Raw genomic sequence first — 19,761 nt, forward strand, 5'->3', positions numbered from 1 at the left:
TAAACCACTTCTATTATAAGTATTCCCCTGCTCCTTGCCAAATCAAGCCAGCCGCTCTGCTGACTTTAAAAAATGAAAAACCGCCAGGACTCCGTCTTCAACACTGATTTCGCCACATTCATCGGCTAGAGTATTAGATACCGTATAGGGATTCTTCTTTTCTAAGACTACATTTTCCAAAGGGTACTCGAAGCCTTTTTCGCACACCCCCAGAGCTTTTTCACTGAGTGGCAGCACAGATACCACATCGCCTTTTTGGCCGGTTATTATGATGCGACGCGCCGTCAGATAGACGATGCAATCCGGAGAGAAATGGGTCACCTGTTTGCCCATGATGGCCATTTCAATGCCGCTGTACAGATTGCTCAAGGTATGGTCCAGTCTCTTGCCCAGGGTACCCAGGAATAAAACCTCATCGGCCTCCAGTTCTTCAGCCAGGGATAAGGCCAATTGTGTATCGGTGAAGTCTTTGCGCCGTGGGTATTTCTTCACCACTGCCCGCTGGGCTTCAAAGTATTCCTTTACCTCCGGCCTGATGGAATCCATATCACCGACGATATATGCTGGCATAAGGCCTAATTCATAAGCATAATTGGCCCCCCCGTCGGCACATATGATAATATCGCCTGCTGATATAACGCGGCGGTATTCCCTTAAAGGACCGTACTCGCCATTGGCGAGAACCACGCATTTCATCACTAATCACCTATTCTTCTAATATTTGTGCCTAAATTATCCATATTGTCTTATATTATATTATATCGACAGGTTTTGTGAGGACTTAAAGCTAAATACGCCATATTAATAATAATTTAGCGACGACTCGGCAGCTTTATTCTATTTAAGCAAATTGACAAGGAAAAACAGTATCATTATAATTCATATTAGTGCAAATGGAGCAAAGGAGGCGAATCCAGTGGCCTACGTCATTAATGATGATTGTATTTCATGCGGGGTATGTGTAGATGAATGCCCGGTAGAGGCAATAAGTGAAGGGGACGACAAATACGTGATTGACCCTGATCTGTGCACCGATTGCGGATCTTGTGCCGATATATGCCCAGTTGATGCACCACAGCCGGAAGAAGGCTAATAAAGGCATCATTAAAAAACCCGTTCGCGGGTTTTTTCGCTTTTTCTGTCAAGATATTACTTTATTCCGGGGAAACCCTGTTGACGTAAGGCCTCAAATAGCAGTATTGCGGCGCTGTTGGCCAGATTTAAAGATCTTCCCAGATCGCGCATAGGTATGCGAATGGTGTATTCACGGTATTCTTCCAACAAATCCTGGGGCAGTCCCTGAGTTTCACGACCCAAAACGAAAAAATCGTCATGACGATACAATATCTCGGTATACCTTTGCCCCGCCTTGGTAGTAGCCAAATAGAAATTACATTCCTTATAGGCCGCCCTTACCTCTGCGAAGTTATTCCATACCTTGACCTCCACCTGGTCCCAGTAATCCAGCCCCGCCCTTTTTAAATAACGGTCCTCAAGAGAGAATCCCAGCGGTTTAACCAGATGCAGAACTGTACCAGTCAAAGCACAGGTTCGGGCAATGTTGCCGGTATTCTGCGGTATTTCCGGTTCTATCAATAATATGTGCATAAGCCCTCCAAAAAACTAAAATGCAAACTGAAAATATTATAACCCTTTGTTTCCCAGTAATAGCAACCCAGCAGTCGGAAAAACTAACGAAAAAAGGTGGGATTTCATTGCCCAGATCGAAATCGTATAAAACTCTGGCTGTAATAATGGTCTTTGGCCTCTTAATGGCTCTGGGAGGCTGTCAGCAAGCTGCCAAAAAGCCGGAACAACCGGGGCAGTTGGCCCCAGAAGTGCAGAAATACAATGCTGAACCAACCATAAGCCTGTATCGTAGTGATTCCGGCAAGGTTGACAACCTGAAGCTGGAACAATACGTTAAAGGTGTGGTAGCCGGTGAGATAGGGCCCAAGTTTCCCATGGAAACCTTAAAGGCGCAGGCTATCATCGCCCGCACCATGACTTTGACTCTCTTAGAGTATGAGAATGGAACCCGCGGCAAACACAACACCGATGCCAGCGATGATCATACCGAGTTCCAGGCGTATAACGAAAAAGCTATCAATGATAATATCTCCAAGGCCGTCGAGGAAACCCGGGGCCAGGTTATGACCATCAATGGCAAGTTCGTTTATGCGCTGTTCCACTCGGCTTCTAACGGTAAGACCGCCAGTATTGAAGAAGGCTTTCCCAAACTGGCCGACGCCGCCCCTTATCTGGTTCCAGTTGCTACAGACGGGATAAGCAAAGCACCTGAAAAATACAAAGCCTGGACAGTGCGTGTGCCGCGCAGCACGGTTAAAAAGATTATGGGTCCAGCAGCCGGCAACCTGAACGATATCAGCATTGCCCAAACCGGCCCTTCCGGGCGGGTAACCACGATTAAAGCCGGTGAAGCCACTATCAGCGCCGTTGAGTTAAGAGAAAAAATCGGTTTTGACAAGTTGTACTCTACCCAAATCAGCAGTATCAAACCCCAGGGTAATTATATAGTCTTCACCGGTTCCGGCTGGGGCCACGGGGTGGGCATGGATCAATGGGGAGCCAATCTTATGGCTGAGCAGGGCAAGACCGCCCGCGAAATCGTGGAGCATTATTATCCACAGGCGCAGATTACACAGCTCTATCAGTAAATAGCGCCAGCCCAGTGTTATCGGTTGGACTGTATTTTTAGACTAACGCTCCTGCAGCTTCTGACTTTATGGTCAAATAAGCGGCGATATACATTTACAGCCGGTGGCAACCTTTGTTTTGTGGTTCCCAAATAGGCATAAATGCAGATTTCCAGCCCTGGGTATGGCCTATATCCAGGGTGTCAGGGGGAAGAGGGTTATTGACAACACCATAACCCTCTCCCCCCGACATATTTTACCGATTGTTAACAATCCCGTGTTTAATCCACCCCGCTCAGCACAATCGACCATTTGGTAGTAACCGTATCAATTTCATCCCAATCCTCATAGGCCAGCGGCGTATACCGCATACGATTGTCCTCACTCTCCATGCTTATTCCTCAGCCGCTTAAATACATCATCTCCATCCAGAAGGGGTAGGCCTCCTCAACCTGGCGTTCAGCGGCACCGAGCTTCCGATAGATTTCCAAAAGCCCCATTTGCTTGTCGCGGGTATCCATGCTCATCACAACAAGGTGGCCGGTATGGTTTTTGGTGATAAAAACCGGTTCATTTTTTTGGCAGCACAGTTCGGAAATATTTACGGTGTCACACAAGTCAGCCATTGGTCGAATCGTTGGCATAACAACCAGCTCTTTCCCACCTGTAGAAAAGCAGAATTATAGGTAACAGTTCAAGCATAGTTATGACTGATCTTGACACAATTTAGTGTCGTTACGCGGCTTGTTGCCCCAGCTGATCCATTTATTTTGAAGAGCGGGTAAACCTGGCAAGCTTAAGTGGTCAGTATGGTTTGATTACACAGCCAAATTCTAAGATATTGATAGATTTTGACAACTCGCTGCGCATACCCTAGGATATTTACTGGAATGGCTTCTCAAATGAAATGGATGTGAATGATGTGACAAACCGTTCTGCCAAGCCGCCGGTGGATGCAAGGAAAAAACCTTTTGGAAAGGATTCTGAAAATGGTTTAAGCAAGACCCCTCTCATCGTGGCTCTCATGCTGGCTATGTTTTTAGCGGCGATTGAGGGGACCATTGTAACGCTGGCTATTCCCACCATGGTGAAGGATTTGCAGGGTTTTGAGCTTATCAGCCTGGTTTTTTCAGCATATTTGTTAACGTCCGCCATAGCTACCCCCATTTACGGAAAACTGTCAGACCTATATGGAAGGAAAAATATGCTTTCCATCGGCATCATGATATTTCTGCTGGGAAGCTTTTTATGCGGGTTGGCCCAGAGTATGTATGCCCTGATTGCATTCCGGGCCCTGCAGGGGCTGGGAGCCGGCGCCATATTTACCGTGACATATACCATTATCGGAGATGTATTTACCCTGGAGGAACGGGCCAGAGTCCAGGGAAGCCTGAGTATGGTTTGGGGGATCGCCAGCCTGGCCGGTCCATTCCTGGGAGGAATCATCATCGATTTACTCTCCTGGCACTGGATCTTCTTTATTAATCTTCCCTTTGGCTTCTTATCGGTTATATTGCTGCAAAGTGCTTTACGAGAAACCTTTGAGAAGAAAAAACATGTTATCGACTTTGCCGGCGCCATTATTCTGTCGGCAGCCATGATAGTATTCTTAAATATCTTTTTATCAACGGAAAACACGCCTGCCGATCGGTCTCTTTTGAATGTCACATCCGCAGTGATTACGATTATACTATTAGGCCTTTTTTTAAAAATTGAAAGCCAAGCGCCGGAGCCCATCATGCCTTTGGACATATTTACCAAAACCAACATCCTGGTCAATTTATCGTCTTTTTTAATTGCCGCAGTGTTGATCGGCTTAAATGTTTATATGCCTATATATTTACAGAATATACTGGGTTTTACAGCGACTATATCCGGATTGGCCATGCTTCCTATGTCGCTTTCCTGGCTTATTGCCTCGATTCTGGCAGGAAAAATGATGGTGAAATACGGAGGGAAAGCAGTGGTATTAGTATCCAACGCCATTTTGCTCGTTAGCACATTGTTACTACCTGCGTTGGGCATTGATTCTTCATTATCACTGGTGCTAATAATCGTTTTTATAAGCGGTATTGCCTTTGGCGGAGCGCTTACTACTCTTACCATCATTATTCAGGATTCGGTAGATTATAGTAAAAGGGGGGCTGCCATTGCGGTGACTTCATTGGTCCGGACGATGGGGCAAACTATAGGGATCAGCGTATTCGGCAGCATTTTAAATCTATGTATAACGAAATACTTTGTTCAGTCTGGTATCAAAGGAGTAGACCCGAGTAATTTATATAACGCCCCGATCGCTATTGAGCAAATCAGGCTTTCTCTAAATATTTCGATGCATGTCCTATTCCTTATATTCATCTTACTATCCGGCCTCTCTTTAGCTTTATCAATAGTAATGCCAAAAATAAAAGGGAGTTGATAGTCCAGAGCTGGACTGCTGTGTCCCCTCTGAAGGTATAGTCGGAGCGGTGGTTGTTGGACGAAACGTTGGTATATTTGAATTACTCTACGAACGAATTGAAAGCTTTGCCCTGGACGGTCAGCTCAAAGCGCTCCCTGCAGCTCTATCCGCGGGGAGCGCTATTTATTAATAAAACCCGATGAATCCATGAAAGGCTTTAAGGGGATGTCGCAGTAATCCTGGGCCTTAAGAAAATGTTCCAAGAGCGGGTCAGCGCAATATTGATCAAAAAGTTCCAGAAAAAGTCGGTCCATACTGCTTATTGCTCCGCCTGGGGGCTCCAAAATTCCGTTCTGCCGGGCGTATACATGGGTTGCCGCCATGCCCGTACTGCTTAAAAGATAGATCAATTGTTCTGTGCTGCCCTGCATAGGGGCGCACAGATAAAAACGGCAGATCAGCGACCGTACCGGGTAAATTGAACATAGCTTTTCCTTAAGGAACACACAGGGATTGGGAAGCATGCGCAGGAGACCAATGTTTCTCTTTTCAGGCTGAAAATAGGTATCAACAAGCTCTGCAGGACTGAAGTTCAGATGAGCCGCCATCTTCTTAAAGGCGATTATATCAGGTATCACATAGGCGGTATCACAACAGTTGTGAGTACAAGCCCGGCAAGACTGATCACTATTGGAAGCATACTGCTTGGTAAATGCAGTTTGGTCACAGAGCGGCTGCCAGGCATCCAGGAGTTCCTGCAGATCGGCTTGAGGATCGATATGCAGCCCTATGCCCTGATCTTTTGCGGTATCACCATAATAAGCCTTTACCTTGGGCACATCGATCTCCCTTTACTCAAGTATTGCTGGGATGTTAATGCTGTTCGGCCAGTTCTTTGATGGCCTGGCGGGCCAATTGATCGCAGCGCTCATTCCAAACGTCTCCGCTATGTCCTGCCACTTTGGCAAAAGACACCCGGTTGAGCTTCATTAACTGCACCAACCTCAGCCACAAATCCTGATTGGCTACCGCTTCTTTCTTGCTATTTTTCCAGCCATTAGTCTGCCATTTTTCCAGCCAACCCTGGTTTACAGCATTTACCACATAGGCACTGTCTGAATGGATGACCACTTCCCAACCTGTCACTTTAAGCGCCATCAAAGCCTGCAGAACAGCGGTGAGTTCCATGCGCTGATTGGTGGTTTCCAGTTCCCCGCCTGACAATTCCTTGATCCGGTCCGCATGCATCAAAACCGCTCCCCAGCCTCCCGGGCCGGGATTGCCGGAACAGGCCCCATCGGTATAGATAGTGATCATTTTCTTCATGGTTTTAGGCCTGCTTCGTGGCGAGGATTGGGAGCAACTTGTTCAATGGCTTTGGCTAGGGCTACCAGCACTGCGATATAGGTATTCTGATCCAGGCTATCGGCCCGGGCCAGGACTTCCCCTTTGGTGCTGGTGACATAGCGCGGCTTAAGGCTGTTGAGGGCTACCGCCGCTATGTCAGCACGGCATTTGAAACAGGTGCAGATGCCATGATTCTCCTCCAGGACTTTGGCCATCAAGTCCCACACCGTTTTTTCTATTACATTGATCACCCGGTAATCCATTAGTTGCTCACCCCTTTTGCGGATAGTCACACCCTATGTTGGGCGGTTCACAACACCGGCTTAAGCCTCCTGGATCTTTCTGCTGGTCTCTTCCGACTGCTTGACATATGATTTCACATCTTTATCCAGAATAGCTTCATTATCTTTCTGTCTTTCTTTGTTGATGCTGCGGGCCCGATCTTTCAAAGCCTTGTTATCCGTTGTATAAAAACCGGGGCCTTTAAAGGCTATCCCGATATCACGGCTTACCAGCCTCTCCACCTCTCCGTTGCAAGTGGGACAGACTGTCAAAGTCTGCTCCGAAACCTTTTGCAGCTTTTCAAATACCCCACACCGCTGGCAGCGGTATTCATATAACGGCATAGCTTCAACCCTCTCTCTTAACTAGTCTAAATCTGTATTTTAAGCATCACCAACAATGCCATGATGCCGTTCCAAACCCCATGGGCGGTTATCGGTACCAGTATGCTTCCGGTCTTTTCATAGAGATAGCACAGGATGGCCCCGCCAATAGCCAGGGGTAATGCCCGCCACAAGTCCCAATGAGCCAGCCCAAAAACCAGCCCGGCCAGGATGAATCCCCAGCTTTTTCCCACCATCCCACGCAGGAAGGGGTAAATCATAGCTCGATAAAATATTTCTTCCGAAACCGGGGCCAGAACCACACCCATTAAAAATAATAACATAAAATCAGGGCCGTGACCTGCATTGCGCAACATGGTCTCAAATAGCTGTGGAGCAATGTCCGGATGCAGCCTGTTCAGAGGCCAGCTCAAAGCCAGCATCAATATCAGCAATCCCACCCCGGCCCCACAGCCGTAAACCAGCATCACTGGGGCTGAAACCTTTCGCAGTCCCAATTCTCCCCAGGAGGCCTGTTTGGTTACTACTGTAAACACAATAACCAGAGCTATTGTCATCAAAAACTGTACTACAGCCACCAGCGCGAACTGCAGCAACGGCCTGCCTTGCACCCACCCGGAATGCATGCTGTACAAGCCTACCAGATTGGTGATCACAAAGACCCCCAAATAAACCAGGACGATTTCTGTTAGACCCCACCGAGTACGGTTATTGCCCGACTCCAGAACCATCACTCCTTATTTCCCACAACTATGGCTTCTCAGATCGCCTTTTAACTGCCACTGATGTAATTTATAAACTGCTGCGCGGTTCTTCCTGAAGGACCGTGTTTGATGCGTTCCCACTCCAGTGCTTGCCTTCTCAATACTTCGGGTTCGATTTCCAATTCCTGTCGCTGCGCCAGGCCTTTCACAATAGCCAGATATTCCTCCCGGTTGGGGGTGGAAAAAGTCAAAGTAATTCCGAATCGGTCTGCCAGTGAGATTTTCTCCTGCTGTGTATCATAGACATGGATTTCCTCGTCAAGATAGGAACGGTCCTGAAAATGTTCTTTGATCAGGTGGCGGCGGTTGGAAGTGGCATATACCAGTATATTACTGCTTTGACTGTTGAAGCTCCCTTCCAGAATAGCCTTTAGGCCTTTATACTCAGTCTCGTAATCTTCAAATGACAGGTCATCGATAAAGAGGATAAAGCGAAGCCGGTAATTACAAAGCATCTCCGCCAGCAAATGCAGGCTCTTGAGACTGTCACGTTGCACTTCTACCAAGCGTAGCGGCTTATCATGATATTGATGCAATAGTGCTTTGATCATGGTCGATTTTCCAGTTCCGCTGCTGCCATAGAGCAGGACATGGTTGGCAGGAAGACCTTTCAGAAATTTTTCCGTATTGCGGCACAGCTCGCTTTTTTGATAATCGTAACCCACCAGATCCTGAAGCCGGGGTTGATGCGGATGGCTGATGCCTTGTAGCCCGGAGTGGGCATCCCACCTCAAAGCCCTGAAGCGGGTCATGATCCCGCGCGAGTTAGCCTGATAATGAGCTATTAACCGATCTATCTCGCCGGGCCAATCCACTGCTTCTTGAAGAGGGTTGTCAACCCCGGTCAGCCCGTGGCATCCCAGTTGTTTCAACTTAAGATGATGTTCTGCTGGCGGGGCCAATTCGGTGAAATCGGCACAAGCAACCTTCTGAAGCAGTTCTAAATCACGGGCAGCCAAATTTCTGAGACCATTTTCCACTGTTCCATGGGTTTCGGCAGTCCGACTGAAAACATTGTCATCCTCCAGTATCAGTCTCTGCAGATGACAAGACAGGCATTTTCCGGTTTGGAGCAATGCATAGCAGAAATGATGGTACCTGGAGGTGCTCTCCACATAGTCGCAATCCTGGCTCTGCAGCCAGGCATCCATTGCGGTCAGTACAGGATCTTTTAATAAATTGCGATATATAGCCAGGCTGGCTAAATACAATCGATATTGAGTATACACCTGTTTCCTCCAGTTTGGGTCAGGTCAACCAGAGCAGTGTCAACAGCACAATCAACGAATGCGTAAAGAATCCCAGGGCACTGATGCGCTCCAACTTCCAATTAAAAATATTCGTAGAACTGATGCGGCCCGCCAAAAAGTGGCGTATATTAATCGAGATCACTAGCAGGTGCCAAGTCTCGATAATTATTATCATAACTGTCAGGGCCAAGGTAACCGGGTTGGTAAGGGTGATAAACACTAGCCCGAAATATATTACCTCGATCAACACCGAAGCCCATAACAACTTCCACAGGGTAGTCGGCCTGCTTTCCTGTAACCAGTTCTGCAGGGCGTTCAATAGGTTAAGTTCAAATTCCTGAGGGCTGCCCTGGATGATCTTAACAAAATAAATGCTGTAGGTAGTCAGCAGTACCGCAGCCATCAAGCCTAATAGAATTGTCACCACGCCACACCTTTCAACGATATGTCTCAATATATCATAACCGGGCTGTCAATCAAGAGGATTTATACTAATGTTGCGGTTGGCAGAAAAACTTTGGACATCATTAATCGGGAACAGGCTCCGACATGCACGGAGCCTGCTGCTACAAATGATATATGAGCGACCATGCATCTCGCTTTTTGAACCGGAATAATACACTGCCACTTCACAGCTCCGACAAAATCACTCGGCTCCCCAGGCAAGCCAAAGCCATCGCAGTATGCCCAAAAAGCCCTTCCGTAGGGAAAGGGCTTAAAGCATCATCTAATCGTTCGGTATTTTTATGTTGCCCGTGCCACGCGCTGGCGGCTGCGCAGTGCAGAGACCGCCTGCTCCAGACCATCCAACGTCAATTCCTGCATCGGGAAAACCTCGTTGATCTTCTTGATGGTGTATGATCCCTCCACCCACTCCCAGTATTTACGGGGAATCGGGTTAAGCCAGACCGAATACTCGTACTGATGGCGCAGATCTCGCAGCCATTCTATACCCGCACGATCGTTGTAAAGATCCCAATCGATAATGCCTCCCTGGCGCAGCAGCTCAGACGGCGCCATGCTGGCATCACCGACAATTATTACCCGGTAGTCCCCGCTCAGGTTGTTGAGAATATGCGAGGTGCTGGTATAATCATTAACGCGGCATTCCGGGGTATGATACAACCAATCATATATGCAGTTGTGAAAGTAATATACTTTCAAATCCTTAAAATGGCTGGAACGATGCACCGCGCTAAAAAGCTGATTGCACAACCTGCTGTAAGAGATCATGGAACCTCCCGCATCCATCAGCAGCAGCACCTTGATGCTGTTTTCACGGGGTCGCTCCCAGACCAGCTCCAAACGGCCTGCATTCTGGCAGGTCTTGTCGATAGTGGCGTCCACATCCAATTCGGTTTTGGCCCCCTCCAGCCGGGAGGTAAACTGGCGCAATTTGCGCAGAGCTACCTGGAACTGTCTTACCCCCAGAGTCTCATCCGAACGGAACTCCTGAAAGCGCCGCATTCCCGCCACCTTGACTGCAGAGAAGTTATTGCTCTGCCCGCCAATCCTGATACCTCCGGGATGATAGCCCGAATGTCCAAAAGGAGACGTGCCTCCGGTTCCAATCCAGTAGTTTCCGCCGTGATGCTGTTCCTGTTGTTCCTTGAGACGTTCTTCCAACATGCGTTTAAGTTCATCCAAATCCAGCTGCTGGTGGTTGCGCCGCATCTCTTCGCTGATCTCCCGAGCCGGCAAGGCTTTATTGAGCCATTCCCAGATCTTATCAGGAAGGCCTTCAGGCGTTTCCACCCCCTCAAAGAAGCGGGCAAACGCCAGATCAAAACGGTCATAATGCGCTTCACTCTTCACCAGCACCGCCCGGCACAGGAAGTAGAATCCGGTCAGGCTAGACCCGCTTAAGCCCGCCTCAAGAGCTTCCAGCAAGGCATCCCATTCATTCATTGACACCGGCAAGCCCTGGTTTTTTAATTCATAATAAAAACGGGTAAACATTATTTGACCCCTCTTATCCAAATTAGCGGTATGCTCTTAACGGTAACGGCTCATGGCATTGCGGGATTGTGATTTTCCGGCCAGTTGCTGCAAGATCAAATCCAGATCCTCATTTTTCTTTAGCAGCACCCCCAAAAAGGGAAGTTCCTTTTTGATACGGTTGGGAGAGATGCCTCCTATTACCAAAGCCTGCAGCCAATCGATCAATTCGCTGGTACTCGGTCTTTTTTGTATATTGTGCAGACTGCGCAGCATGTAGAATGAGTCCATTGCCTGTTCTAAGAGCTTCCTCTCCAGGTTGGGATGGTGCACTGCGAGGATTTTCTCCATGGCTTCCGCATTGGGAAATTCAATATAATGAAAAATGCAACGGCGCAGAAAAGCGTCAGGGAGTTCCTTTTCGGCGTTGCTGGTTATTATTACGATGGGACGGTGCTTGGTTCTGATGGTCTCTTTAGTTTCAGGAATATAGAAACTCATCTGATCGAGTTCCCACAACAGGTCATTGGGAAATTCCAAATCGGCCTTGTCGATCTCATCAATCAAGAGCACTACCGGTGATGGAGCCAGAAAGGCTTCACCCAGTTTCCCCATCTTTATGTAGCGCTTAATATCAGAGACGTCTTGATCGCCGAATTGGCTGTCATAGAGGCGCTGTACGGTATCGTACACATAAAGGCCTTCCTGGGCTTTGGTTGTCGATTTGATGTTCCAGATTATGAGTTCCATACCCAGGGATTCGGCAATGCTCTGCGCCAGCATGGTTTTGCCAGTGCCTGGTTCACCTTTTATCAGTAGCGGTTTCTGTAAAGCTATAGCGATATTTACACTGTTTCTTAATTCATCAGATACTATGTAGCCGGATGAACCGTTATAAGTGCCGTTCGGCCTCTTCATGAAATAATGCCCCCATTTTGTAAAATATTTCACTAAGTAATGATAGCAGACTGCAGCAGTGTAGTCAATGAGCCTGACCACCTCATAACCGGGCTGCAGCCTTTCCTGCGACAAAGCCGGTGGAGAAGGCGGCCTGCAGGTTGAAACCCCCGGTATACCCATCAATATCCAGGATTTCCCCGCAAAAATAGAGGTTCTCTACCAGTCTGGATTGCATCGTACGTGGATCAACCTGTAAGACATCCACCCCTCCCCGGGTGATGATGGCCTCTTTGATAGGCCGGGTAGAGGTAATGGTCAGAGGAAGGTTTTTGAGCAGCTGCAGAAGACTTAAACGCTCTGTTCTGGTAAGCTGATGGACTGGCTTATGGGGGTCTATCTCTGATAAGTCAATTATAACTGGAATTAACAGCCGGGGCAGTAAATCATCCAGGGCATTCTTGAACTGCTTGCGCGAATACAGGTTGAAATCCCGCTGCAGGCGTTCATCCAGTTTATCCGGGGATAAGGCCGGCTTTAGATCAATTATGAGTCTGACCAGCTGTCCCTTTTCCAACCGTCGGGCGATATCACTGCTCATAGTGAGAATTATGGGGCCGGAAACCCCAAAATGGGTAAAAAGCATCTCTCCACATTCCTGATTAATGATGTCGCCATTTGCTTCATAAGCCGTGGCCTGTACATTTTTTAAGCTCAAGCCCTGACATTGCCTCACCCAAGTCTCGGCAGTCTGCAGAGGCACCAGGCCAGGGCGAGGCGATATGATGTTATGACCGGCCTGGGCGGCCCATCGGTAACCATCCCCGGTCGATCCGGTTCCCGGATAGGAGAGGCCGCCGGTGGCCACGATGAAAGCATCTGCTGCCATCATGCCATGGTCGGTATTTACCGCAGTGATCCTAGCATCCCTCATCAACAGGTCTTTGACCTGACAAGGCTTGATCACCTCCACCCTGTAGTGGTGCATAGCTTCTTGCAGGACTTGTACCACATCCCCAGCCCGGTCAGAAGCCGGGAACACCCGCTGTCCTCGCTCTACCTTGGTCTTTACACCCCGCTCCTCCAAGAAGTCGATCAGATCGAGGTTGTTGAATTGATGCAAGGCGCTGAAGAGAAAACGCCCATTAACCGGATATTGAGCTATAAAATCCCGGATGGGACGAGCATTGGTAATATTACAGCGTCCCTTTCCAGTGATGCTCAATTTCTTGCCCAGCGTAGGTTTCTTCTCTAACAGTTTGGGCTTGGCGCCCTCCGCAGCGGCGCTGATTGCCGCCATCATACCAGCCGGTCCCCCGCCGATCACCACTACCGTTTTCATTGCCAACCTCCCGTCGCAAGCTTAAAGACAACATCAATAAATCTAGCTAAGCTGCTGTTCCGGTGCAAATAAAATTTTTCAATCAGGTCCAATAGTGTTACAATCAACTAAATGATTTTCAGGAGGTGCCCATTTTGAACCATCCCCAAGCGCACAAGCCAGGTGTGCCGAAATTATTGCCTGTACTTATTGTAGCAATTTTGGCGGGAATGTATTATTTCGCAGGTTATGTAGATATATCCACCCCGGAAAGAACTGTGCAGAGTTTTTATAAGGCCTATTTCGATAAGGATTATGAGACTGTGGCAGACCATCTCAGTGTCTTCTGGGCAGCCAATATACTGCCTCAATACCAGAATCTGAGTCCTGCTGAACTGCTGGAGAAACGGGATGCAATCGTCACAGAGACCGGGACAGCACTAAGGAATATGGAAGAGAATCAGCCGCCCCAACCAGGCCTGTCGATAGAAGTATTGAAGGAATACTCCAAAACAGGAGAATACAGCGCCTTGATTATATACCAGGTCATGGAGCAGGAACAGCCGATACAAAAGGAAGTGGCTTTCCTCATTAAAGAGGCTGCAGGATATAAGATAATCAGTTTTTCACCTATCGAAGACTCTGACCTGGAGTCGATCAATGAATACAACCTGGATCAATTGGATGCCAGTTTTAAAATACTGCTGGGTGTGCACTAGCAGTATCCCTGATTTGAGGGGACGGCGATCCCAAGAACCGTCCTGATTCATCCCGGCACGTCGCTTGGCTCCAGCCAGCGCCGTGCCGATTATCCCTGTTCTAGCTGAAGGTCAGACCCGGAAGAATGAAATACCTTGGCATGGGGCGGGACCTGTATGCCTGTAGCGAATACACATCCACTGTTTACAACCGCGCCGGAGGAGATCCACACCCGCTCTCCCAATACGCAGTCGCTTCCCAAAAGGGCATCCTCAATACGGCTATCCCGGCCGACAACGACACCGCCCCACAGAACCGAGTTGGATATTACAGCCCCTTCCTTTATCACACAACTGTCTCCCACCACATTGGTGCCGTGCCAGTGCACCCCGTCCGCTATAGACACGTTGTCACCCAGCAAGACCCTGGCTCCATTGGGCATAATCTTGAGTTCACCGGGAGTGGCAACATCCACCCTGCCGGTGAGCGCATCCACCTGAGCTTCCCGGTAGCTATTGATGCTTCCAATATCACACCAGTATTTGGTAACCGGCATGCCAAAGAAGGGAGCCTTGATTTTAACCAGGTGCGGGAATAGTTGTTTGCCGAAATCATAAAAATGGCTAGCTGGTATATATTTGAAAATCTCCGGTTCAAATATATAGATGCCCGTGTTGGCCAGGTTAGAGCATGCCTCCTCGGGACGTGGCTTTTCCTGAAAACGTTGGATGCGCTGTGCATCATCAATTACTACTATGCCGAACTGTTCCACTTCTGCCACCGGCTTCAGGGCAATGGTAGCCAGGGCTCCGTTTTTCTTATGGAATTCCATCATCTGCTGCAATTCGATGTCGGTCAAGGCATCACCGCTTACTACTGCAAAGGGCTCATCCAGGAACCATTCGCAATTCTTTACCCCGCCGGCCGTACCCAGTAATTCGCTTTCCGGTGAATACTGCAGGTTTACTCCCCATTCCCGGCCGTCTTCAAAATAATCACGGATCACTTTAGGATGATAGTGAAGATTACAGATCAGCGAGTCAAAGTCCTGGCCTTTTAGCCAGCGCAGAATATTATCCATTAAAGGCCGATTGGCTACCGGTATCATTGGCTTGGGAACATGCATGGTGAGGGGCATTAATCTGGACCCAACACCTGCTGCCATTATCATCGCCTTCACACCAACACCCCCTGATGGTTGTAGATTTACAATGTTAACTATACCACTAGGCCTAAAACCTGCAATTCATGGGAGGGTGGGACGGGTCAACAGGAAGACCGTCTTTTGGCTTAGAACCTTTTCCCCCTTTTAATCACAAGCTGTGTTGTTTCAGGAGCATGTAGTTGATACTGTCTGCCAAAGCCTGGAATGACGCCTCGATTATGTTTTCCGATACCCCTACGGTGCTCCATTTGTCAGTTCCATCCGTGGTTTCGATAAGCACTCGGACTCTGGCTGCGGTAGCCTCACTGCCGTCTAAAACCCGTACCTTGTAATCGGTCAGGCGCATATTATTTATGGCTGGGTATACCTCGTTCAAGGCCTTGCGCATGGCATTATCCAGTGCATTTACCGGTCCATCCCCATCTGCTGCGGTATGATAGACCTGCTGGCCCACCTCGATTTTGACCATGGCCTCAGAGGTGGTGGGTTCTATCTCGCTCTTTTCCAGGATGATTTTAAGGTTTTTCAGCTGGAAATATTCCTCAAACTGGCTGAAGGCCTTGCGCAATATAAGTTCCAGGGAAGCTTCCGCCCCCTCATACTGAAAGCCCTGATTTTCCAGTTCTTTGATCTGCTTTATCACCTTGCGGGTCTCACTGTCATAGGCATTCACATCTATGTTAAATTCTCTGGCTTTATATAACAGATTGGACAGCCCGGATAGTTCCGAAACCAGCACTCGGCGGTGGTTGCCCACATCCTCCGGGTTGACGTGTTCATAGGTCAGAGTGTCTTTCAGCATGGCGCTTACGTGTATGCCCCCTTTGTGGGCGAAAGCCCCATGGCCAACATAAGGCTGATGGTTGTGATGGGGCATATTGGCAATCTCGCTGATATAGCGGGAGACCTCGGTCAGCCTTTTCAACCTTCCTGCTGGCAGTGTACATAGTCCCATTTTTAATTCCAGATTTGGTATTGCCGTACAAAGGTCTACATTTCCGCAGCGTTCCCCGTACCCGTTGACCGTCCCCTGCACATGAGTGGCTCCCATCCTGACTGCCATCAAAGTATTGGCCACGGCCAATCCGGAGTCATTATGCACATGAATCCCCAGGGGGGTGTGGAAGTTTCTTCTGACGTCTTCAACGATGGCAGCCGTTTCCCAGGGCATAGTGCCTCCATTGGTATCACACAGCACCAGGCATATCGCCCCTGCCTGAGCGGCCTTTTCCAGAACCTGCAGGGCATAATCGCGATTGTTTTTATAACCGTCGAAAAAGTGCTCAGCATCGAATATTACTTCCAGTCCCTGACTGGTGAGGTAGCTGACGCTGTCTTTAACCATATTGAGGTTCTCGGCCAGACTGGTTTCAAGGGCTTTGACGACGTGGAAATCCCAGGTCTTGCCGAATATGGTGGCGGTCTTGACCCCGGATTCCAGTACTGCGTTGATATTGTTGTCCATGCTGACCGTCACGCCCGGTTTGCGGGTGGCACTGAAAGCGGTTACCTTTGAGGTGCTGAGATCAATCTCCCCAAGCCGGTGGAAGAATTCCATATCTTTGGGATTGCTTCCCGGCCAGCCGCCTTCGATATAGGCAATACCCAGATAATCCAATTTGGCAGCGATCTTCAGCTTGTCATCTACGGTCAGGGACATCCCTTCCCCCTGGGCGCCATCCCTTAAGGTGGTATCATAAACGGCTATCTGCATTCTATCCCCAATTTCAAAATCCTCCTGTTTTTATGACATACTCAATCGACGGTCTGGATGCGTTCAGCGACCAGGTCTCCCATGGTAATAGTATCCACTGGCTTAATTCCGGCATCCCCCACACTAGCCTGCACCAGGTCAGGAGTGCGGTATCCGTCTTCCAGAACACTGCGCACTGCAGTTTCTACCAACTGGGCTTCCTGGTTCAGCCCGAAAGAGTGCCGCAGCATCATCGCGGCCGAAAGTATGGTGGCCAGCGGGTTAGCCTTATTCTGTCCGGCTATATCCGGTGCGCTGCCGTGGGAAGGCTCATAGAGGCCGACCTGGCCGCCTATGGAGGCACTGGGGAGCATCCCGATGGAACCGGTCAACATGGATGCCTCATCAGTAAGTATGTCGCCGAACATATTCTCGGTGACGATCACATCAAACTGTCGGGGGTAGCGGATCAACTGCATGGAACAGTTATCCACATACATATGGGTAGTTTCAACATCAGGATACTCAAGGGCTAAATCACTTACCACCTCTCGCCACAGGCGAGATGATTCCAGGACATTGGCTTTATCCACCGAGCACAATCGTCTGCGGCGCTGGCGGGCGGCCTGGTAGGCAAACCTGACAATGCGTTCTATCTCGTAAGTCGAATAGGTGAGTATGTCAGTAGCTTGCTGTCCACCATCTGGGGTTTTTTCGCGTTTTTTTTCTCCGAAATACAGCCCTCCAGTCAACTCCCGGATTACCAGAATATCCACTCCACTGATGACTTCTTCCTTCAAAGTAGATGCCTGCAATAAACCGGGGAAGAGAATGCAAGGCCTCAGATTGGCGAACAGGGCCAGTTCTTTACGCAAAGGCAACAAAGCCCCGATCTCGGGGCGCAGTTCCACCGGCAGTTGATCCCATTTTGGTCCTCCGATGGCACCTAAAAGCACTGCATCGGAACGCTTGCACAAGGCCAGGGTTTCAGCTGGCAGGGGATGACCGAACGAATCATATGCAACCCCTCCTACCAAAGCTTCCGTATACTCAAATTGGTGTCCACAGCGGGCGGCAACGGCCTGCAGAGACTTGACCGCCTGGGGCACGATTTCAACTCCGATACCATCCCCGGGCAAAACGGCTATTTTATACATGACAGATCCTTTCCTTTCCGAGTGACCATGATCGATCTACATCCACTAGCTCAACACTTGTCTCTTACGTAGTTTATCAGGCCGCCTTTAGCCATGATCTCCTGCATAAAGGCCGGAAAAGGCTGGGCTAGATAGGAAATGCCGGTTCTCAGATTGGTAATTCTGCCACGTTCCAGATCAACTTCGATCTGGTCGCCTTCCTCCATGCCGTCGATAGCCTCCTCGCACTCCAGAATAGGAAGCCCTATATTGATACTGTTGCGATAAAAGATGCGGGCAAAAGAACGTGCCACCACACATGATACCCCGGCCCCCTTTATGGCGATCGGGGCATGTTCGCGTGAACTGCCGCATCCGAAATTCTTGTCCGCTACGATGATATCACCAGGCTTCACCCGGGACGGGAAGGTGGGATCAGCATCTTCCATGCAGTGTTTGGCTAGTTCTTCAGGATCGAAGGTATTAAGGTATCTGGCCGGGATTATGGCATCGGTGTCTACATCAGCACCGAATTTATATATCTTGCCTGTGTATTTCATTGCTAACACCTCTTTATGCTAATTTCTGCGGGGAGATACGGTTACACCTGCCAGGGCGGGGTGATCTCCCCGGTAATAGCGCTAGCGGCTGCAACTGCAGGGCTGGCCAGGTAAACCTCGCTCTGCGGGTGTCCCATTCGGCCTACGAAATTGCGATTAGTTGTAGCCAGAGCGCGTTCCCCTTTGGCCAGAATGCCCATGTGCCCTCCCAGGCAGGGTCCGCAGGTGGGTGTGCTGACAATTGCTCCAGCTTCAATGAAGGTTTCAATATAACCCCGGCGCATTGCCTCCAGCAGGATCTGCTGAGTACCCGGGAATACGATTACCCGCATCTCCGGGTGTACCTTTTTGCCTTTTAAAACACTCGCCGCAATCTGCAGGTCTTCTAAGCGCCCGTTAGTGCATGACCCGATTACCACCTGGTCCAATTTAACTCCCTGAGCTTCACTCACCCGCCTGGTGTTTTCGGGTAAGTGGGGGAAAGCCACTACCGGTTCCAGCGTGGATACATCATATTCTCTCACTTCATGGTAGGCCGCGTCTGGGTCCGACTGATAGAAGCGGTACGGCCGTCGGGCGCGTTTTTTGACATAGGCCTCGGTAATGTCATCAGGAGCAATGATGCCGTTCTTGCCGCCTGCTTCGATGGCCATGTTGGCCATGGTGAAGCGGTTGTCCATAGACAATGCGGTGATGGCCTCACCGGTGAATTCCATGGCCATATAACGTGCCCCATCCACCCCGATGTCCCCGATGGTGTGCAATATCAAGTCCTTGCCTCCCACCCAGGCGGGCAGCTTACCGTAATAAACCATTTTTATAGTTTCGGGGACTTTGAACCAGGCCTCCCCGGTAGCCATGGCAGCAGCCATATCGGTCGATCCTACTCCGGTAGCAAATGCTCCTAATGCACCATAGGTACAGGTGTGGGAATCCGCTCCGATTATTACATCACCGGGCAAGACCAGACCTTGCTCAGGCAGAAGGCAGTGTTCGATGCCCATCTGCCCGATTTCAAAATAATTCTTGATACCCTTGGAGCGGGCAAACTCACGCATCAGTCTGCATTGTTCAGCTGACTTGATATCTTTGTTGGGAGCGAAGTGGTCTGGCACCAAAACGACCTTGTCACGGTCATACACCTCTTCTTGCCCCAGTTTTTCGAATTCAGAAATGGCGACCGGTGCAGTCACATCATTGCCCAGTACTATATCCACCTTGCAGTTGATCAATTCACCAGGCTCTACCGACTTTTTCCCGGCATGGTCAGCCAGTATCTTCTGGGTTATGGTCATTCCCATGTACAC

Annotated in this window: 23 protein-coding genes; 4 read left to right on the forward strand and 19 right to left on the reverse strand. The window is 49.2% G+C overall.

The window, feature by feature from the left end; all coding sequences use genetic code 11:
- Positions 1–42: 42 nt before the first annotated feature.
- Complete coding sequence (locus AC15IQ_RS00975) at positions 43–696, reverse strand: thiamine diphosphokinase (RefSeq protein ID WP_483176752.1); 654 nt, start codon at positions 694–696, stop codon at positions 43–45.
- A gap of 220 nt (positions 697–916) precedes the next feature.
- On the opposite strand from AC15IQ_RS00975, the gene AC15IQ_RS00980 reads away from it, so the two are divergent.
- Positions 917–1,093 carry a DUF362 domain-containing protein gene (locus AC15IQ_RS00980; RefSeq protein ID WP_483176753.1) on the forward strand — a complete coding sequence of 59 codons (177 nt, stop codon included), beginning with the start codon at positions 917–919 and terminating at the stop codon, positions 1,091–1,093.
- A 56-nt stretch (positions 1,094–1,149) separates the two neighbouring features.
- Here the strand turns inward: AC15IQ_RS00980 and AC15IQ_RS00985 are convergent, their stop codons facing one another.
- Complete coding sequence (locus AC15IQ_RS00985) at positions 1,150–1,608, reverse strand: tRNA (cytidine(34)-2'-O)-methyltransferase (protein ID WP_483176754.1); 459 nt, start codon at positions 1,606–1,608, stop codon at positions 1,150–1,152.
- Positions 1,609–1,715: 107 nt separating this feature from the next.
- On the opposite strand from AC15IQ_RS00985, the gene AC15IQ_RS00990 reads away from it, so the two are divergent.
- Entirely contained in the window at positions 1,716–2,678 is a 963-nt protein-coding gene (locus tag AC15IQ_RS00990; protein WP_483176755.1) for a SpoIID/LytB domain-containing protein, read from the forward strand.
- Positions 2,679–3,058: 380 nt separating this feature from the next.
- Here the strand turns inward: AC15IQ_RS00990 and AC15IQ_RS00995 are convergent, their stop codons facing one another.
- Positions 3,059–3,301: a prevent-host-death protein gene (locus AC15IQ_RS00995; RefSeq protein WP_483176757.1), complete on the reverse strand. Its 243-nt coding sequence runs from the start codon at positions 3,299–3,301 to the stop codon at positions 3,059–3,061.
- A gap of 238 nt (positions 3,302–3,539) precedes the next feature.
- Positions 3,540–3,812 carry a hypothetical protein gene (locus AC15IQ_RS01000; RefSeq protein ID WP_483177766.1) on the reverse strand — a complete coding sequence of 91 codons (273 nt, stop codon included), beginning with the start codon at positions 3,810–3,812 and terminating at the stop codon, positions 3,540–3,542.
- On the opposite strand from AC15IQ_RS01000, the gene AC15IQ_RS01005 reads away from it, so the two are divergent.
- Positions 3,706–5,076 carry an MDR family MFS transporter gene (locus tag AC15IQ_RS01005; protein ID WP_483177715.1) on the forward strand — a complete coding sequence of 457 codons (1,371 nt, stop codon included), beginning with the start codon at positions 3,706–3,708 and terminating at the stop codon, positions 5,074–5,076. The genes AC15IQ_RS01000 and AC15IQ_RS01005 overlap by 107 nt on opposite strands.
- A gap of 161 nt (positions 5,077–5,237) precedes the next feature.
- On the opposite strand, the gene AC15IQ_RS01010 is transcribed toward AC15IQ_RS01005, so the two are convergent.
- The 10 genes from AC15IQ_RS01010 to AC15IQ_RS01055 all read right to left on the reverse strand — a co-directional run bounded on the left by AC15IQ_RS01010 (position 5,238) and on the right by AC15IQ_RS01055 (position 13,222).
- On the reverse strand, positions 5,238–5,897 hold the full coding sequence (locus AC15IQ_RS01010) for a YkgJ family cysteine cluster protein (protein WP_483176758.1): 660 nt from the start codon (positions 5,895–5,897) through the stop codon (positions 5,238–5,240).
- Between the two features lie 34 nt (positions 5,898–5,931).
- Positions 5,932–6,384, reverse strand: coding sequence for a ribonuclease HI (gene rnhA, locus AC15IQ_RS01015; protein WP_483176760.1), 453 nt, complete (start codon positions 6,382–6,384; stop codon positions 5,932–5,934).
- Entirely contained in the window at positions 6,381–6,698 is a 318-nt protein-coding gene (locus tag AC15IQ_RS01020) for a late competence development ComFB family protein (protein ID WP_483176762.1), read from the reverse strand. The genes rnhA and AC15IQ_RS01020 overlap by 4 nt, the downstream gene beginning before the upstream one ends.
- A gap of 30 nt (positions 6,699–6,728) precedes the next feature.
- Entirely contained in the window at positions 6,729–7,031 is a 303-nt protein-coding gene (locus AC15IQ_RS01025; RefSeq protein WP_483176763.1) for an FmdB family zinc ribbon protein, read from the reverse strand.
- A gap of 26 nt (positions 7,032–7,057) precedes the next feature.
- Complete coding sequence (locus AC15IQ_RS01030; RefSeq protein WP_483177716.1) at positions 7,058–7,762, reverse strand: CPBP family intramembrane glutamic endopeptidase; 705 nt, start codon at positions 7,760–7,762, stop codon at positions 7,058–7,060.
- A gap of 41 nt (positions 7,763–7,803) precedes the next feature.
- A complete protein-coding gene (locus AC15IQ_RS01035) occupies positions 7,804–9,024 on the reverse strand; it encodes an ATP-binding protein (RefSeq protein ID WP_483176764.1) in 1,221 nt (406 codons plus the stop codon).
- Positions 9,025–9,043: 19 nt separating this feature from the next.
- A complete protein-coding gene (locus tag AC15IQ_RS01040) occupies positions 9,044–9,472 on the reverse strand; it encodes a hypothetical protein (RefSeq protein ID WP_483176765.1) in 429 nt (142 codons plus the stop codon).
- Positions 9,473–9,789: 317 nt separating this feature from the next.
- Entirely contained in the window at positions 9,790–11,004 is a 1,215-nt protein-coding gene (locus AC15IQ_RS01045; RefSeq protein ID WP_483176766.1) for a vWA domain-containing protein, read from the reverse strand.
- Between the two features lie 36 nt (positions 11,005–11,040).
- Positions 11,041–11,901: an AAA family ATPase gene (locus tag AC15IQ_RS01050; protein ID WP_483176767.1), complete on the reverse strand. Its 861-nt coding sequence runs from the start codon at positions 11,899–11,901 to the stop codon at positions 11,041–11,043.
- A gap of 82 nt (positions 11,902–11,983) precedes the next feature.
- A complete protein-coding gene (locus tag AC15IQ_RS01055; RefSeq protein ID WP_483176768.1) occupies positions 11,984–13,222 on the reverse strand; it encodes a BaiN/RdsA family NAD(P)/FAD-dependent oxidoreductase in 1,239 nt (412 codons plus the stop codon).
- 134 nt (positions 13,223–13,356) lie between these two features.
- Here AC15IQ_RS01055 and AC15IQ_RS01060 point away from each other — a divergent pair, with 134 nt between their 5' ends.
- Positions 13,357–13,920, forward strand: coding sequence for a hypothetical protein (locus AC15IQ_RS01060; RefSeq protein WP_483176769.1), 564 nt, complete (start codon positions 13,357–13,359; stop codon positions 13,918–13,920).
- Positions 13,921–14,009: 89 nt separating this feature from the next.
- Here AC15IQ_RS01060 and AC15IQ_RS01065 read toward each other — a convergent pair whose 3' ends face one another.
- The 5 genes from AC15IQ_RS01065 to leuC form a co-directional block, all read right to left on the reverse strand.
- Complete coding sequence (locus tag AC15IQ_RS01065) at positions 14,010–15,071, reverse strand: nucleotidyltransferase family protein (RefSeq protein WP_483177717.1); 1,062 nt, start codon at positions 15,069–15,071, stop codon at positions 14,010–14,012.
- Between the two features lie 142 nt (positions 15,072–15,213).
- On the reverse strand, positions 15,214–16,779 hold the full coding sequence (cimA, locus tag AC15IQ_RS01070) for a citramalate synthase (RefSeq protein WP_483176770.1): 1,566 nt from the start codon (positions 16,777–16,779) through the stop codon (positions 15,214–15,216).
- Positions 16,780–16,820: 41 nt separating this feature from the next.
- Complete coding sequence (gene leuB, locus AC15IQ_RS01075; RefSeq protein ID WP_483176771.1) at positions 16,821–17,915, reverse strand: 3-isopropylmalate dehydrogenase; 1,095 nt, start codon at positions 17,913–17,915, stop codon at positions 16,821–16,823.
- Positions 17,916–17,965: 50 nt separating this feature from the next.
- On the reverse strand, positions 17,966–18,454 hold the full coding sequence (leuD, locus tag AC15IQ_RS01080; RefSeq protein ID WP_483176772.1) for a 3-isopropylmalate dehydratase small subunit: 489 nt from the start codon (positions 18,452–18,454) through the stop codon (positions 17,966–17,968).
- A gap of 41 nt (positions 18,455–18,495) precedes the next feature.
- On the reverse strand, positions 18,496–19,755 hold the full coding sequence (leuC, locus tag AC15IQ_RS01085; protein ID WP_483176773.1) for a 3-isopropylmalate dehydratase large subunit: 1,260 nt from the start codon (positions 19,753–19,755) through the stop codon (positions 18,496–18,498).
- Positions 19,756–19,761: the final 6 nt, after the last annotated feature.

It is taken from the genome of Syntrophomonas sp. DTU019 (genome assembly GCA_913757435.1).
Classification (GTDB): domain Bacteria; phylum Bacillota; class Syntrophomonadia; order Syntrophomonadales; family Syntrophomonadaceae; genus DTU019.

Coding starts and splice junctions, on each gene's coding strand:
- AC15IQ_RS01030 (WP_483177716.1), bottom strand. CDS start 7,762: ATGGTTCTGGAGTCGGGCAATAACCGTACTCGGTGGGGTCTAACAGAA.
- rnhA (WP_483176760.1), bottom strand. CDS start 6,384: ATGAAGAAAATGATCACTATCTATACCGATGGGGCCTGTTCCGGCAAT.
- leuD (WP_483176772.1), bottom strand. CDS start 18,454: ATGAAATACACAGGCAAGATATATAAATTCGGTGCTGATGTAGACACC.
- AC15IQ_RS01055 (WP_483176768.1), bottom strand. CDS start 13,222: ATGAAAACGGTAGTGGTGATCGGCGGGGGACCGGCTGGTATGATGGCG.
- AC15IQ_RS01025 (WP_483176763.1), bottom strand. CDS start 7,031: ATGCCGTTATATGAATACCGCTGCCAGCGGTGTGGGGTATTTGAAAAG.
- AC15IQ_RS01050 (WP_483176767.1), bottom strand. CDS start 11,901: ATGAAGAGGCCGAACGGCACTTATAACGGTTCATCCGGCTACATAGTA.
- AC15IQ_RS00995 (WP_483176757.1), bottom strand. CDS start 3,301: ATGCCAACGATTCGACCAATGGCTGACTTGTGTGACACCGTAAATATT.
- leuC (WP_483176773.1), bottom strand. CDS start 19,755: ATGGGAATGACCATAACCCAGAAGATACTGGCTGACCATGCCGGGAAA.
- leuB (WP_483176771.1), bottom strand. CDS start 17,915: ATGTATAAAATAGCCGTTTTGCCCGGGGATGGTATCGGAGTTGAAATC.
- AC15IQ_RS00975 (WP_483176752.1), bottom strand. CDS start 696: ATGAAATGCGTGGTTCTCGCCAATGGCGAGTACGGTCCTTTAAGGGAA.
- cimA (WP_483176770.1), bottom strand. CDS start 16,779: ATGCAGATAGCCGTTTATGATACCACCTTAAGGGATGGCGCCCAGGGG.
- AC15IQ_RS01045 (WP_483176766.1), bottom strand. CDS start 11,004: ATGTTTACCCGTTTTTATTATGAATTAAAAAACCAGGGCTTGCCGGTG.
- AC15IQ_RS01065 (WP_483177717.1), bottom strand. CDS start 15,071: ATGATAATGGCAGCAGGTGTTGGGTCCAGATTAATGCCCCTCACCATG.
- AC15IQ_RS01000 (WP_483177766.1), bottom strand. CDS start 3,812: ATGGCGGACGTTAACAAATATGCTGAAAAAACCAGGCTGATAAGCTCA.
- AC15IQ_RS00985 (WP_483176754.1), bottom strand. CDS start 1,608: ATGCACATATTATTGATAGAACCGGAAATACCGCAGAATACCGGCAAC.